Here is a 14,346-nt window from a genome sequence, read left to right on the forward strand (position 1 = left end):
GAGTTTGCTACTGTGATAGTACAAATAATAACAACATACCTCTTATGCAACTCAATAAATTAATTAAACCGGTATTACTAGCAAGCCTCTGCGCCTTATCTAGTGTGGCAATTGCACAAACGAAAGTAATATATAATGCCAATGGCTACACCCCTTTATACAAAGGAAAAATGCGCCATGGCGAAGTAAATACATTTACAACCTTAGTCATAAAAGATGGCAAAGTTGTAAAAACAGGTCCTGACAGCTTAAAAAATAGCTTCCCGGGCGCAACCCTAATTGACGCCAATGGAAAAACCTTATTACCAGGGCTCATTGATGCCCACGGACACGTAATTGGCCTCGGTGAAAACTTGTCACAGCTGGATGTGCGCGGCGCAAAATCGGTAGATGAAATAACCGCTAAGCTCAACGAATTTGCCAAAGGCAAAGAAGGTTGGATTATTGGTCGGGGCTGGAACCAAGAGCTATGGTCCGACACGCGTTTCCCTACCGCTGCTGATTTAGACAAAGTCGTCAGCGACCGCCCTGTTATTTTATCGCGAGTAGATAGCCATGCTATTTGGGTTAATTCAAAAGCACTAGAACTTGCCAATATTAATGCTGACACACCAGCCCCAGCAGGTGGAGAAATTATAAAAGACGAGTTTGGCAAACCAACCGGTATTTTTATAGATAAAGCAGAAACCTTGGTTACCCAGCATATGCCTGCAACGTCTGCGCAATCGGTTAGCAATGCATTAGATGCCGCAGGTAAACATTTGTTAAGCTTAGGCATTACCTCAACTCACGATGCAGGTATTGATAAAACCACGTGGCAAGTTTATAAACAGCGCGCTGAGTTAGGTACATTACCGCTTAGAATTGTAGCGATGTTAAGTGCAGCAAGCCCAGATTTAAACATGATGCTTAAAGCGGGTCGGTATCAAGATGCTCAAGATTTTTTATCTATTCGCAGTGTAAAAATTTACGCTGATGGTGCATTAGGGTCACGCGGTGCCGCGCTTATTGAAGAATACGCAGACAGAGCAAACCACTTTGGCCTAATGCTTGAAACCCAACAAAAGCTAGAACAATTATTTACACTCACTTTTAAAAGCGGGTTTAGTGCAAATACCCACGCCATTGGCGATAGAGCAAATAAAATTGTGCTCGATGCCTATCAAAATGTATTTAAGCAAACCGGTGGTATACTACTGCGTAATCGCATGGAGCATGCACAAATAGTCTCGCCAGAGGATATTCCGCGCTTTAAAACCCTGAAAATAATTCCATCAATGCAACCTGTGCATGCTACATCTGACATGCATATGGCAGAGCAGCGTTTAACCGATAAACAACTCAAAGGCGCATACGCTTGGCAAACATTCTTAGAGCAGGGATCGACTATTGCAGCGGGTTCTGATTACCCTGTCGAGCTGGCGAACCCGTTTGATGGCTTATATTCTGCCATTACACGTATGGATCATAATCAATTGCCTGAAAACGGTTGGCGCGCCAGTGAAGTGTTAAGCAGAGAAGATGCATTACGTGCGTTTACCCTTGGCGGCGCGTATGCAGCGCATCAAGAGTTTAAGCTAGGGAGTTTAGAGCAAGGTAAATGGGCTGACTTTATACTGGTTGATCAAGACTACTTTAAAGTCCCTATTGAGCAGCTATACAAAACTCAGGTGCTGCAAACGTGGATTGCGGGCACGTTACGCTACGAAAAAGACGCCACAAAAGCTGAATAATTAAAAACAAAAAAGGGTTAACTTGCGTTAACCCTTTTTTGTATCAACTTTTGACTGACGATATAGCTTAATAATGTGATAAATATTGACCAAAGCCAACAAGCCGTTGGTAAAAGCCACCGGCACTGAGCCTATAGCCGCACCGTAAAAAGTAAACGCAATACAGCCCAATAAATTAAACCAACGTAGTTTGGTTACATCAGTCATGGTTAATGATATGACTAATAAGGCGGATGCTAAATAACCTAAATATTCCCAACTCAATTGTTCTCTCCTAGGCTTTAGGTTAGTATTACGCGTTAAATTTTAGTACATTATTAAGCTACGCTACGCAGTAGTTAAAATAAAAAAGCTAACTTACCAATAAAACCTTAAAATATACTGGTTAATACCACAATTTTTAATCATTACACGGAAGAATGAAGGTCATTTAACGCTATTAATTATATTAACGGCGTGGGCAAGTTAGCATAAATTCTTAATCTTAATGCTATCGTCATTAAGGTGTAATAAATAGGACAATTGTCCGAAGAGCATGATTGATGTTTCAATACCATTTTTCCAGTTACCTTGTTGATCAACTGCTGACGTTTGCCGGCAGTAGTTTTCAGCAATCAAAAAAAGAAATATTAATACAGCAAGACCAGCCGTTAACTAAGTTGGTATTAGTGCGAAGTGGAACTGTATCGTTTAGTTACGATGTAGGTAATGGCCGACGCCTGCTACTTGGCCAACTCGACTGTAACAATACCCTAATTGGCGAAATTGAAGCACTCAATAATAACCCCTGCATTTACACGGTAACCTGCTTTAGTGATGTCACGTATAACTTGATTGAATTAAAACATTGGCGTTCATTATTGCTCGATAAACCCGAGCTAAGCTTATATACGGCGCAAACGATTGCGGCTAAGTTTCAAGAAAATCAAAAAATTAATTTAGATAAGCTGTTACTGCCGTTGAGCTACAATATTGCCAAAGACTGCTTATTACGTGCAGAGAATAACAATCCCACCTTGTTACGTGCTTACCCTACGGTAAATGCAGAAGCTGAGCGCTTTGCAACCACTGAGCGTGCATACAGGCGTGTAGTGAGTGAGTTAGTAGAGAAAAACTTAGTGCAAAGAAGCACGCAAGGACTACAAGCTGTCGATATACCCAAATTAAGTGACTATGTAGATAGCTTTGCACAGCTTTAAAGACAATAAAAAAGGCCATTAAGGCCTTTTTTATTGTCTTTAAAGTAATACTTACTTTTCAAGTAAAATATCGTGGATTTTAGCTAAATCAGATTTACCTTCAATAATTTCATCCGGCGTTAAACCTGATAATTCATGCGGGAATACTAACCATTCTTCAGATTCATGAATGTAGTAATCAGGCACTGTATCTACTTTTGAATTTTTTGGCTTGTAGTATGGACAAGCAATACGAATATCACGTGGTAAGTTTAAACGCATTAGCTCAGAGAGCTTCTCTTTTAACGCTACAATACTACGACCTGAGTCAAAAACATCGTCAACAATCAATAAGGAGTCACCTGCATTTGCGTTTTCAACTATGTAGTGTAAACCATGTACTTTGATTTCTTTTGATTGCTTACCAATACCGTAATAAGACGAGGTACGAACCGCAATGTGATCCGTTTCTATGCCTTTGTAATCATAATATTCCTGAACCGCAATCCCAATTGGAGCACCACCGCGCCATATACCAATAATAAAATCTGGACGAAAGCCATCTTTATACACTTGTGCCGCTACGCGGAATGAATCTTCAAGTAATTGTTGAGCCGTGATATAGCACTTTTCTGACATAGTAAGGATCCCAGTGGTATGTATAATATTTGAGCGAGGTTTAAATAAAAATAGATGCCCAAACACGTAATGGCGAAGGATTTTACCGTAAATAAAACAAAATTGCTTGTTTGGCGGATAAAAAAATAGGCACCCTAAGGTACCTATTTTTTAACTAATGCGTAATCTCAGTAGATTATGCCTTTTCAAGTAGGGTACGTGCTACGGTGCGCATACCTTGTGTAGTTGCACCTGAAGCCCATTGACTTGTGCTACCACCCATATTAAATGCAGCAGCTAAATCGATGTGTACCCAGCCTTTGCCATCGTTTGGCACAAAGCGAGATAAGAAACCAGCGGCGTTAGATGCACCACCGAAACCACCGCCTTTTTGGGCGCGGCTATTTGCTGTATCCGCATACGGCGATGGGCAGTTTTGTTGATGCCATTTTTCAAGTGGTAATGGCCATGCGGCTTCCATTTCTTGTGACGCAAAGTCTTCCACTTCACGCACTAGCTCTTTATCAAGGGCAAACAATGCATTGTACTCTTGACCAACAGCAACAAGGGCGGCACCAGTAAGGGTTGCCGCATCAATAATAAGTGGAGCGCCTGTCTCGCCTGCGGCCATTAAGCCATCAGCCAATACTAAACGTCCTTCAGCATCGGTATTTACAATTTCAACGGTTGTGCCATTTTTGTAAGTAAGAATGTCACCTAGTTTGTATGCATTACCCGAAATTAAGTTCTCTGCACAACATAAAAACAACTTAATACGCTTTTCTACGCCATGGCTAATTGCCAGTGCCAAACCTGCGGTTACCGTTGCTGCACCACCCATGTCGCACTTCATACCCAACATACCTTCGCTTGGTTTAATTGAGTAACCACCTGAGTCAAACGTAATACCTTTACCAACAAGTGCTGCGCTTACCGGTGCGTTCTCATCGCCAGTTGGGTTGTAATCAAGCTCAAGTAATACTGGCGGACGCTCACTACCACGACCAACGGCATGAATACCAATCCACTGCTGTTCTAATAGCGCATCGCCTTTTATGATTTGATAGCTAACATGCTCTGGTGCAAGTGATTGAATAAATTCAGCGGCTTTTTCAGCTAAGCTTTCTGGGTAAATGTCATCGGCGGTACCATTGATCATTTCGCGCGCCCACGTTGCCGATGCTTTTAAATCAGCGAGTTCTTTAAGATCAGATTGTGCGTTATCAACAAACTCAACACCGTTTAGTACTTTTGGTGATACAAAGCCTTGGTAAAAAGCCCATTGGCTCTCTGTGCACCATACATCACCCTCAAGAACAACATTTTTAATGCCTTGATTTGCAATTGTACGACCCGCTTTTTGCACATTTTTTAATGTTTCTTGCTCAGATAAATGAACCGTTGCGCCGTGTTCGTTAAAAGATAATGACGCACTTTCGCCCCAATGCCCTGGTGCCAACTGCTCGCTTAATTGAACAACAAATTTTTCACTCATGTTAGAATATCCTTGCACTTAAATGTGCGGTTGAGTTTACTATAGAGCGCTTAAGTTCCCAACAGCTTGAGGTGAATAACCTCAACCTGCCTGTAAACCTCAATTTCACTTACCCTAAACTCGGGTTAATAAGTTTGCTAACATATTGAGCTATAAAAATATTTAAGTTTATTATCTCTAGAAAAAATGAACTCAACGCAGTTAGCGCTAAAACAACTACTTGAAATAAACTTATTATCCAGCGCTCAGGTTACATAAGGAAGTCATAAATGAAGTACACCCCGCCATTACAATCTGCCACTTTATTAAAGCGTTACAAACGCTTTTTAGCTGATTTAGAGCTCAGTGATGGCACTACTTTTACCGCTCACTGTGCTAATACGGGTAAGATGACGGGCTGTGCCGATGCCGGTTTTACTGCCTTTTATTCCACCAGCAGTAATACCAAGCGAAAGTACCCGCAGTCATTAGAGCTGACGCAAAATAATGTATCACAGCTTATTTGTGTAAATACCGCTATCGCCAATAAAGTGGTCGAAGAAGCACTTAATAATGGGGTTATTGATGAGCTTACTGGCTATCAACACATACAAAGTGAAGTGAAGTATGGCAGTGAAAACAGCCGCATCGACTTTTTACTTACCCACAGCAGCAAAGCCAATTGCTATGTTGAAGTTAAATCAGTCACGCTGCTGAGCGAAGATCGTCCACAAAGTGGTCAAGGCTACTTCCCTGACGCCCAAACTGTTCGTGGGCAAAAGCATATTCGTGAATTAATCGACATGGTAAAACAAGGGCATCGAGCGGTATTACTATTTGCAGTGCTGCACCAAGGCATCACACAAGTCAGTGCTGCGGTGCATATTGACCCAACCTATGCAAAATTGCTTAGCGAGGCCATTGAGCAAGGCGTAGAAGTATTAGCTTATAAAGCACACATTTCAGCGAGTGAAGTTACTTTAATTGAAAAAATAAACTTTGTTGAATCGCCAAATTAAGCGTATGAATAAAATCTGATTAATTTGCTCAATTCACTAATAAGCTCTTAAAGCGCAATTAATATTACTAAAATAAGAGTGCAATTTGTTAAATATGCACTTTGCTGGGCTTTTCTGAACAGCGTGCTTTTAAACGCTGGTATTGTATTACGCCTAAAAAATACTTAACCGAAAAGTAAAAGATAAGTTGTTTTTATTATTTTTGCCCACATAACAACGCCAGTTTATAAACCGATACTGTAATAAAAAAGTATAAACACTGCTTTTGCTACTTTTATATGGGTAAACAGGGTTGAAGCTAATTCGATTATTTAAAAATAAATTTGCCTAGGGTATGAGTTTCTGTTATTTATACCGCCGGCTAATGCTGAGGCATTAAATTAAGGATTTAGGAGAGAGTTATGCCAGACCAAAAAAGACATGGTTTATTGGCTCAAGCCGGTTTAGAACCATACCAAGAAAAACCGGGTGAAGAGTACATGAATGAAGCACAACGTGCTCATTTTAAAACAATTTTAGAAACTTGGCGTAATGATTTACGGAACGAAGTTGATCGTACTAAGTCACACATGCAAGACGAAGCAGCTAACTTTCCTGATCCCGTTGACCGCGCAGCACAAGAAGAAGAGTTCTCATTAGAGCTTCGTACTCGTGACCGCGAACGCAAATTAATTAAGAAAATTGAAAAAACAATCAACTTAATTAAAGAAGACGAGTTTGGTTTTTGTGAGTCTTGTGGTATTGAAATTGGTATTCGTCGTTTAGAAGCACGTCCTACTGCTGATTTATGCGTAGACTGTAAAACACTTGCCGAAATTAAAGAAAAACAAGCTGGACGCGGCTAATTAAGTTATAGCCATGTCTTCTACAGCCGTTACCGCGCAAGTATCTGACTATCGCGGCCGATTTGCACCGTCTCCTTCGGGGCCGTTACATTTTGGCTCACTTGTGGCGGCTGTAGGTAGCTACCTAGATGCAAAAGTTAACCAAGGGAAATGGTTAGTACGCATTGAAGATATAGACACCACTCGCGTTGTTAAAGGCGCAGCCACCGATATCCTAAATACCTTAGACGCCTACTGCCTTAATTGGGATGAAAACGTTGTGTATCAAACACAGCGTCTTACTATTTATCAAGATGCAGTAAACTCACTGTCAAAACAACACCTTATTTATGCCTGCCAATGCTCTCGTAAGCAAATAAAAGCGCTAGGTGGAATTTATCAAGGGCAATGTAAACATAGCCAACTCAGTGAACAGGGTCATGCCCTTCGCTTAACTCAATGCCATGCAACCGTGACTTATAACGACCTTATTCAGGGGCGTATTGACGTTGACCCTGCTCTGGCCCATGAAGATTACATTATAAAACGTAGCGACGGTTTATTTGCCTATCAACTGGTGGTGGTTATTGATGACATTGAGCAAGGGATCAATCGAATTGTACGAGGCGCTGATCTACTTGAACCTACCGCCCGTCAAATAAGTCTGTTTAAGCAACTTAATAACCCTATTCCAGAATTTGCTCATTTACCTTTAGCGGTAGCAAAACCCGGATTTAAACTCTCTAAACAAAATTACGCCCCCGCTATTTGCAAACAAAATCCCAAACCAACTTTGATAGCGGTATTTAACTTTTTAGGTTTGCCAACCCACGACCAACTTATGGATTTAACCACAGAGCAATTACTTGCTTGGGGCGTGGCACATTTTAACTTAAGCCGCGTTCCCACTACGCGTGAAATACAGATTTAACGCTCTTTCGCGGATTGGGTATAACAAATTCAAATAAAATCGTTAAAAATGGCTTAATTTCAGCACTGCAACTTAATTTTTCCACCTTGCTGGTATATGATAGCCGCCTAAATATATACTAATTACATAAAACAGTAAGTACAGCTCTATGAGAAGGTACTTGTTGTCATTTTGATTGCAATGGCGAGTCAATCAACCGCTTCTCTAGGAGACAGACTATTATTTCCAAGCTTTTTCAATTTTGTCGACAAATTATCGGCCCGAATGCCAGTGCCGAAGATGTCGCAATCAGCAGTGAACCGTTGGTGATCCCTCGAGGTGAGCATGGTATTTCTCGCAAACAATTTAGCCCAAATGCAATCAAAGTACTCTATCGCCTAAAAGATGGTGGCTATGATGCCTACTTAGTTGGTGGTTGCATTCGCGATGTATTGTTAGGTCAACAACCCAAAGATTTTGATGTTGTAACCAATGCAACCCCTGAGCAAGTTAAAAAACTGTTTCGTAACTGCCGTTTAATTGGCCGCCGCTTTCGTTTAGCGCACATTGTTTTTGGTCGTGAGATTATTGAAGTGGCCACCATGCGCGGCCATCACGAAGCACAAGAAGACAAAAATCAAATTAGCCAATCAAGCGAACATGGGCAACTACTTCGCGACAACGTATTTGGCAGCATTGAAGAAGATGCCGAGCGTCGTGATTTTTCAATCAATGCCTTATATTACTCAATCAATGATTTTTGTATTTATGATTACGCCAATGGTTTAGCGGCCATAAAGGCAAAACAAATTGAGTTAATTGGCGACCCTGAAACACGCTATCGTGAAGACCCCGTGCGTATGCTTCGTGCAGTGCGCTTTGCTACTAAACTCGATATGCAAATAGCACCTGCAAGCGAAAAGCCAATAACCGCTCTAGCTAGCTTGCTTGATAACATTCCACCGGCACGTTTGTTTGAAGAAATACTCAAGCTGTTTTTAAACGGCAAAGCACAACAAAACTTTTTAATGCTGCGCAAATACGGGTTATTTAAATCGTTGTTCCCAGAACTTGACCGCATTTTGGATAAAAACCCAGGCGGGCTTGAAGAAACTTTCATCAAGCAAATGTTTGCAAACACTGACATCCGCATTAATGCAGAGAAAAAAGTCACCCCTGCGTTTGTATTTGCAGCGTTACTGTGGTTTCCATTGGTTGAACGTACTGAAAAAATTCGACGTCAAGAACAACTCTCTGAATACGATGCCTTTGCCCAAGCAATTAATAAAGTACTTAGTGAGAACGCTCAGCATATTGCAGTGCCAAAACGCTTTACGTTAGGCGCCCGTGATATTTGGCATATTCAACAACGTTTAGACAAACGTGCAGGCCAACGTGCCTATCGCTTAACACAGCAGCCTCGTTTTAAAGCCGCTTATGACTTTTTACTACTGCGTGTTGATGCCGGTGAAACTGAGCATACAGAGCTTGCACAGTGGTGGACACAGTACTTGAGTCAAGATATTAATGGCCAAAAAGAAATGGTGCGAGAGCTAGGTCATCAAGGTGGACCAAAACCACGTAAGCGTCCTCGTCGGCGCACCACTAAAAAACCAGCTGAGTAAATAATGCAACGTGTCTATTTAGGCTTAGGTGCCAACCTTAATACACCTAAAAAACAACTTGATGATGCTGTTTTTGCACTTAAAAACTTGCCTAACAGCGAGTTTATCGCTTGCTCACACTATTATGCGAGCAAGCCTATGGGGCCACAAGATCAACCCGATTATGTGAACGCGGTTGCCTGTATCAATACCTCGATACAGCCAGAGCAATTACTTGATTTAACGCAAGCCATAGAGCTGGAGCATGGTCGAGTCAGAAAGGCTGAGCGCTGGGGCGCACGCACACTGGATATTGATATTTTATTATTTGGTGAGCAGGTTATAAATACTAAACGTTTAACGGTGCCTCATTACGGGTTAAACGAGAGAGAATTTGTTGTTTACCCGCTGCAAGAAATTGCACCCGAACTTATTTTACCAAGCGGCGCATCTATCAAACAGATAGCAAATAACCTACCGCTTAACGACTTACAACAATTACCGCTGTAATTAACTAAGGCTTATGTCTGCGAGAATATTATGTCTAAAATAACCGTTTCAACTTTGAATAAAATGAAGGCTGAAAGTAATAAAATCACTGCGTTAACAGCTTATGATGCCAGTTTTGCTAAGTTATTTCATGAGAATGGCGTTGAAGTTGTTTTAGTCGGTGATTCTTTGGGAATGGTATTACAAGGTGGCGATGACACACTCGCTGTGACAAACCAAGAAATTGCGTACCATACTCGCTGTGTTCGCGCTGGAAGCCGTGACCTATTTGTTATTGCCGACCTACCGTTTATGACCTATGCAAATCCAAATGATGCGTGTAAAAATGCCGCAGAGTTGATGCGCGCAGGTGCTAATATGATCAAGCTTGAAGGTGGCGAATGGCTGCATGACAGCATTAAATCACTTACTCAGCAAGGTATTCCGGTGTGTGGGCATTTAGGGCTTACGCCGCAATCTGTGCACGTATTTGGTGGTTTTAAAATTCAAGGCCGTGAAGAAGCACAAGCACAAAAAATTATTGCCGATGCAAAAGCATTAGAGGCAGCGGGTGCTCAACTACTCGTGCTTGAGTGTATTCCAAGTGCCTTAGCAAAACGTATTACTGACTCATTAAGCATTCCGACTATAGGGATTGGTGCGGGCAATGTAACCGATGGCCAAATTTTGGTTATGCACGATTTAGTCGGTATTTCTGCAGGCTACATTCCTAAATTTTCAAAAAACTTTTTACTCGAAACAGGCAACATGCCTGCCGCTGTTAAAAAGTATTGTAACGATGTTAAAAGCGGCGTTTTTCCAAGCGCTGAACACGAGTTTAAATAATGCAGTCAATCACTGAAATTAAATCATTACGCAGTCAAATAAGAGCTTGGCGCCAAGCGGGTTTAAGTGTTGCACTAGTACCTACTATGGGTAACCTGCACCGCGGTCACTTTTCGTTGGTAGAAAAAGCAAAAACACTGGCCGACAAAGTCGTTGTTAGTATTTTTGTTAACCCGATGCAATTTGGTGCTAACGAAGATCTAGACAATTATCCGCGTACCTTAGATGCCGATAAACAAGGTTTAGCCGATCTTGAAACGGATATTTTGTTTATCCCCAGTGTAGAGGCTATTTACCCAAATGGCTTAGGGGTGCAAAGTTTTGTTGATGTACCAGGTATTTCGATGGGCTATTGCGGCGGCTCACGTCCTGGTCATTTTAAAGGTGTAGCAACAGTTGTCACTAAACTATTTAACTTAGTCCAACCTGATTACGCCTGCTTTGGTGAAAAAGACTTTCAGCAGCTGCAAGTTGTTAAAACAATGGCCCGTGATTTGTCGATACCAGTAGAAATTATTGGTGTGCCAACGATGCGTGAAGTTAGCGGCCTTGCCATGAGCTCACGCAATGGGTATTTATCAAGTGATGAAAAGCAAACCGCTACGATTTTATTCAACACTTTAAATCACTGTGCGCAGCAACTAAAAAGCGGAAATAAAGCGTTTGCTACTCTTGAAGCTGATGCTAAAGCGACTTTAGAAAGCGCAGGGCTAAAACCAGATTATTTTTCGATAGCTCAACGAGATACATTAAAAGCTGCTACACTCGAAGATACACGATTTGTTATTTTAGCTGCCGCCTTTTTAGGGAGTGTTAGATTAATCGACAATATACAGGTTGAAGTTTAATACTGGTGTAGCCTCACTTTAAGGATAAGTATGAAAACTTTTATTAAAACCACTCTAGTGGCTTTTTCTTTTGCAGCATTGGCAGGGTGCCAAAGCCAAGCAGGTAATCCAGCACTTAACCAATGCGCTCAGCAAAGTTATCAATGCGAAACCAGCTGTGAACAACAAACAACCACCGACAGCCTTAAGTCACAGGTTTGCTCATCTAAATGCATCGAAGCGTATAATCAATGCAAAGTACAAGCTGAAAACTTAAGTAAAGCTGACTAATATCAATCGGCATAAATTGTAAACCAAAAAAACCGCTCATTTGAGCGGTTTTTTAATTATTAGCGGTTTATTTTAAGCCTAACTTTTTCAACTCAACTTCAACTAGCTTTGCAGAAAGTGGCACATAACCATCTTTTTCTACAATTTTTTGACCTTCTTGCGAAAGTACCATCTTTAAAAACTCAGCTTCAACTGGGCCAAGTGGCTTATTTGGGTGTTTATTTACATAAACATATAAGAAACGTGAAAGTGGGTATTTACCTTGAGCTACGTTTTCAAGCGTGGCATCAACAAAGTTAGTACCTTTTTTAGATAACGGAACAGTACGCACACCCGATGTTTTATAACCAATGCCAGAATAACCAATGGCATTTAGTGATGCTGAAATTGACTGTACAACAGAAGCTGAACCCGGTTGCTCGTTCACGTTATTACGAAAATCGCCTTTACATAAGGCTTTCTTTTTAAAGTAACCGTAAGTCCCTGATACTGAGTTACGTCCATATAATTGCACGTCTTTTGCAGCCCAATCACCTTCTAGACCAACATCACTCCAGCGGTTTACTTGCTCTGGTGCGCCACATTTACGTGTTGATGAGAAAATAGCATCGATTTGGTCAATACGCAGCCCTTCAATTGGGTTATCTTTATGAACAAATACCGCCAATGCATCAATTGCTACACGTACTTGTGTTGGCTTATAGCCATAGCGCTTTTCAAATGCTTCAATTTCTTTCGACTTCATAGCACGGCTCATTGGACCTAAATTTGCCGTTCCTTCTGTTAATGCTGGTGGCGCAGTAGACGAACCTGCCGCTTGAATTTGAATATTTACATTTGGGTAAATACGCTTATATTCTTCAGCCCAAAAGGTCATCATGTTGGCTAACGTATCAGACCCTACCGATGAAAAGTTACCTGATACACCGCTAATTTTTTGATACTCAGGCATACCGTCTTCTAATGCTACTGCTTGCGCAGATACAAATGTTGTAACAGCCACACCCATTGCGGCAACTAAGTTTTTAAATTTCATTTTGGGGTTCTCCAGTTTGTTCGTCCCATTTCCTAACTGCGGTTCACTCTAAAGTGAGTACATGACAATGGTGTGACTCTTAAATGACACTTTTATGACTAGCAGTATTACTCGTCACTAATGGCGAAATAGAGATCAGCCTATCGCTTGAAAACGCAAAAGAAAAACAGGAGCCTTTACCCAGTTCACTGTTAATTTTTAATTGGCTACCATGGCGAGTAAGTACATGTTTAGTAATTGCTAAGCCTAATCCTGAGCCACCTGTGGTGCGGCTTCTGGCTTTATCGACCCGATAAAAACGCTCAGTTAAGCGATTTATATGCTCTGGTGCAATACCATCACCATTATCGGTAACACTAAAACATGCCTGTTCATTGTTGCGCTGCCAACACACCTCAATTTTACCACCTGGCTTAGTATAATGAATGGCATTAAATACTAAGTTTGAAAACGCACTTCTGAGCTCATCCTCAGCACCGGTAATATCAAGTGACGCATCAATATTAAAAATAAGTTGATGGCCTTTATCTTGATTTATAGACTGTGCTTCAGTTTCAATCAGTTTTAGCAATTGCGGTACCTTTACTGCCTTATCATTACTGTGGCGTTTTGCGCCTTCAATACGTGATAACGAAAGTAACTGGTTCACTAAACTATCCATGCGTTTACATTGTTCTAGCATGGTAGTTTGTGCCTTATTCCACATTGCAGGCGGAGGAAGCGAATCACTGTCGAGCATTTCAAGGTAGCCGGTAACAACCGTTAAAGGGGTTCTGAGCTCATGAGACACATTAGCAACAAAGTCTTTACGCATCTGCTCAAGCTGCTTTAAACGGGTGACATCACGTACTACCACCAATAACTGAGTGTTAGCATAAGGCATCACCCTAAACTCAAGTACTTGTTCTACACTGTGGCCACTTTCAAGCTCCAGTGCATCACTAAACTCTTTACGGCGCATATATTTAGCAAATTTAGGATCGCGAATGAGGTTATCTAAACGCTGACCATGATCAACCGGCCATTGTAACCCTAACACTTTGAGTGCAAGTTGATTACACCACACAATTGATAAATCGTTTTGCAATACAACAACAGCATCAGGCACCGCCTCAGCACCGTCACGAAAACGGCGTATCAGCTCTGCCAGTTCGTTACGCTTTTTACGATTACGATGTTGCAGCTGATAGATGCCTTCAAATACTTGCTCCCACGACCCTTCACCTTCTGGTGGATTAAAACTGCGCTGGTTATGCAGCCAATCACTTAACCGATAAAGTTGATGGTAATGCCACATAAGTAGCGAAAAAGCGCCCAAAAACAACATCAAAAATGGGGCACCAATAAGCACCCCAATTAAAAGTAAAGGTATAAAATAGACAAACAGCCGCTTTGTTAGCGCCTGCTTGTTAATAACTCGATACATACACGCTCTTTACCTTATAAACGCTAGCAGACAAGTTGACTGAGCTAGGTTAATAGATTGCTACTTAACTA

The 14,346-nt window shown here is 41.3% G+C and carries 15 protein-coding genes; 10 read left to right on the plus strand and 5 right to left on the minus strand.

The genetic code is table 11. The features are described 5' to 3' along the window. Positions 1-44: 44 nt before the first annotated feature. Positions 45-1,733, plus strand: a complete 1,689-nt coding sequence (locus AAEY57_RS01945; protein ID WP_350605971.1) for an amidohydrolase — start codon at positions 45-47, stop codon at positions 1,731-1,733. Positions 1,734-1,760: 27 nt separating this feature from the next. Here the strand turns inward: AAEY57_RS01945 and AAEY57_RS01950 are convergent, their stop codons facing one another. Then, positions 1,761-1,997, minus strand: coding sequence for a YgjV family protein (locus AAEY57_RS01950; RefSeq protein ID WP_033102862.1), 237 nt, complete (start codon positions 1,995-1,997; stop codon positions 1,761-1,763). Positions 1,998-2,275: 278 nt separating this feature from the next. Between AAEY57_RS01950 and AAEY57_RS01955 the strand changes: the two genes are divergently transcribed. Beyond that, complete coding sequence (locus AAEY57_RS01955; protein ID WP_016900456.1) at positions 2,276-2,932, plus strand: Crp/Fnr family transcriptional regulator; 657 nt, start codon at positions 2,276-2,278, stop codon at positions 2,930-2,932. Positions 2,933-2,983: 51 nt separating this feature from the next. Here AAEY57_RS01955 and AAEY57_RS01960 read toward each other — a convergent pair whose 3' ends face one another. Together AAEY57_RS01960 and pepB are read right to left on the minus strand one after the other, a co-directional pair. Further along, the gene (locus tag AAEY57_RS01960) at positions 2,984-3,550 is read right to left on the minus strand and encodes a phosphoribosyltransferase (protein WP_008111161.1); all 567 of its coding nucleotides are present in this window, start codon (positions 3,548-3,550) and stop codon (positions 2,984-2,986) included. A 175-nt stretch (positions 3,551-3,725) separates the two neighbouring features. Next, a complete protein-coding gene (gene pepB, locus AAEY57_RS01965; RefSeq protein WP_350605974.1) occupies positions 3,726-5,024 on the minus strand; it encodes an aminopeptidase PepB in 1,299 nt (432 codons plus the stop codon). A gap of 269 nt (positions 5,025-5,293) precedes the next feature. Here pepB and sfsA point away from each other — a divergent pair, with 269 nt between their 5' ends. The 8 genes from sfsA to AAEY57_RS02005 all read left to right on the plus strand — a co-directional run bounded on the left by sfsA (position 5,294) and on the right by AAEY57_RS02005 (position 11,813). After that, positions 5,294-6,022, plus strand: a complete 729-nt coding sequence (gene sfsA / locus AAEY57_RS01970; RefSeq protein WP_350605976.1) for a DNA/RNA nuclease SfsA — start codon at positions 5,294-5,296, stop codon at positions 6,020-6,022. 401 nt (positions 6,023-6,423) lie between these two features. Further along, a complete protein-coding gene (gene dksA / locus AAEY57_RS01975) occupies positions 6,424-6,867 on the plus strand; it encodes an RNA polymerase-binding protein DksA (RefSeq protein ID WP_013465738.1) in 444 nt (147 codons plus the stop codon). Between the two features lie 13 nt (positions 6,868-6,880). Continuing rightward, the gene (gluQRS, locus tag AAEY57_RS01980) at positions 6,881-7,777 is read left to right on the plus strand and encodes a tRNA glutamyl-Q(34) synthetase GluQRS (protein WP_013465739.1); all 897 of its coding nucleotides are present in this window, start codon (positions 6,881-6,883) and stop codon (positions 7,775-7,777) included. Positions 7,778-8,082: 305 nt separating this feature from the next. Next, complete coding sequence (gene pcnB / locus AAEY57_RS01985; protein WP_024602358.1) at positions 8,083-9,381, plus strand: polynucleotide adenylyltransferase PcnB; 1,299 nt, start codon at positions 8,083-8,085, stop codon at positions 9,379-9,381. Between the two features lie 3 nt (positions 9,382-9,384). Then, positions 9,385-9,870, plus strand: a complete 486-nt coding sequence (folK, locus tag AAEY57_RS01990; protein WP_350605980.1) for a 2-amino-4-hydroxy-6-hydroxymethyldihydropteridine diphosphokinase — start codon at positions 9,385-9,387, stop codon at positions 9,868-9,870. A gap of 30 nt (positions 9,871-9,900) precedes the next feature. Beyond that, positions 9,901-10,695, plus strand: a complete 795-nt coding sequence (gene panB, locus AAEY57_RS01995; protein WP_016900473.1) for a 3-methyl-2-oxobutanoate hydroxymethyltransferase — start codon at positions 9,901-9,903, stop codon at positions 10,693-10,695. Then, the gene (gene panC / locus AAEY57_RS02000) at positions 10,695-11,543 is read left to right on the plus strand and encodes a pantoate--beta-alanine ligase (protein ID WP_016900475.1); all 849 of its coding nucleotides are present in this window, start codon (positions 10,695-10,697) and stop codon (positions 11,541-11,543) included. Before panB ends, panC begins: the two co-directional genes overlap by 1 nt. A gap of 30 nt (positions 11,544-11,573) precedes the next feature. Then, positions 11,574-11,813 carry a hypothetical protein gene (locus AAEY57_RS02005; RefSeq protein ID WP_013465744.1) on the plus strand — a complete coding sequence of 80 codons (240 nt, stop codon included), beginning with the start codon at positions 11,574-11,576 and terminating at the stop codon, positions 11,811-11,813. A gap of 67 nt (positions 11,814-11,880) precedes the next feature. Here the strand turns inward: AAEY57_RS02005 and AAEY57_RS02010 are convergent, their stop codons facing one another. Both AAEY57_RS02010 and phoR read right to left on the minus strand, forming a co-directional pair. Next, on the minus strand, positions 11,881-12,849 hold the full coding sequence (locus AAEY57_RS02010) for a PstS family phosphate ABC transporter substrate-binding protein (protein WP_013465745.1): 969 nt from the start codon (positions 12,847-12,849) through the stop codon (positions 11,881-11,883). 79 nt (positions 12,850-12,928) lie between these two features. After that, positions 12,929-14,275: a phosphate regulon sensor histidine kinase PhoR gene (gene phoR, locus AAEY57_RS02015; protein ID WP_016900478.1), complete on the minus strand. Its 1,347-nt coding sequence runs from the start codon at positions 14,273-14,275 to the stop codon at positions 12,929-12,931. Positions 14,276-14,346 lie beyond the last annotated feature (71 nt).

It is taken from the genome of Pseudoalteromonas sp. MER144-MNA-CIBAN-0113 (genome assembly GCF_040308965.1).
Lineage (GTDB): Bacteria > Pseudomonadota > Gammaproteobacteria > Enterobacterales > Alteromonadaceae > Pseudoalteromonas > Pseudoalteromonas tetraodonis.

What these genes read in the sequence shown, in the direction of transcription:
- AAEY57_RS01945 (WP_350605971.1), top strand. Translation starts at nt 45, where the DNA reads ATGCAACTCAATAAATTAATTAAACCGGTATTACTAGCAAGCCTCTGC.
- AAEY57_RS01955 (WP_016900456.1), top strand. Translation starts at nt 2,276, where the DNA reads ATGTTTCAATACCATTTTTCCAGTTACCTTGTTGATCAACTGCTGACG.
- AAEY57_RS01960 (WP_008111161.1), bottom strand. Translation starts at nt 3,550, where the DNA reads ATGTCAGAAAAGTGCTATATCACGGCTCAACAATTACTTGAAGATTCA.
- pepB (WP_350605974.1), bottom strand. Translation starts at nt 5,024, where the DNA reads ATGAGTGAAAAATTTGTTGTTCAATTAAGCGAGCAGTTGGCACCAGGG.
- sfsA (WP_350605976.1), top strand. Translation starts at nt 5,294, where the DNA reads ATGAAGTACACCCCGCCATTACAATCTGCCACTTTATTAAAGCGTTAC.
- dksA (WP_013465738.1), top strand. Translation starts at nt 6,424, where the DNA reads ATGCCAGACCAAAAAAGACATGGTTTATTGGCTCAAGCCGGTTTAGAA.
- gluQRS (WP_013465739.1), top strand. Translation starts at nt 6,881, where the DNA reads ATGTCTTCTACAGCCGTTACCGCGCAAGTATCTGACTATCGCGGCCGA.
- folK (WP_350605980.1), top strand. Translation starts at nt 9,385, where the DNA reads ATGCAACGTGTCTATTTAGGCTTAGGTGCCAACCTTAATACACCTAAA.
- panB (WP_016900473.1), top strand. Translation starts at nt 9,901, where the DNA reads ATGTCTAAAATAACCGTTTCAACTTTGAATAAAATGAAGGCTGAAAGT.
- panC (WP_016900475.1), top strand. Translation starts at nt 10,695, where the DNA reads ATGCAGTCAATCACTGAAATTAAATCATTACGCAGTCAAATAAGAGCT.
- AAEY57_RS02005 (WP_013465744.1), top strand. Translation starts at nt 11,574, where the DNA reads ATGAAAACTTTTATTAAAACCACTCTAGTGGCTTTTTCTTTTGCAGCA.
- AAEY57_RS02010 (WP_013465745.1), bottom strand. Translation starts at nt 12,849, where the DNA reads ATGAAATTTAAAAACTTAGTTGCCGCAATGGGTGTGGCTGTTACAACA.
- phoR (WP_016900478.1), bottom strand. Translation starts at nt 14,275, where the DNA reads ATGTATCGAGTTATTAACAAGCAGGCGCTAACAAAGCGGCTGTTTGTC.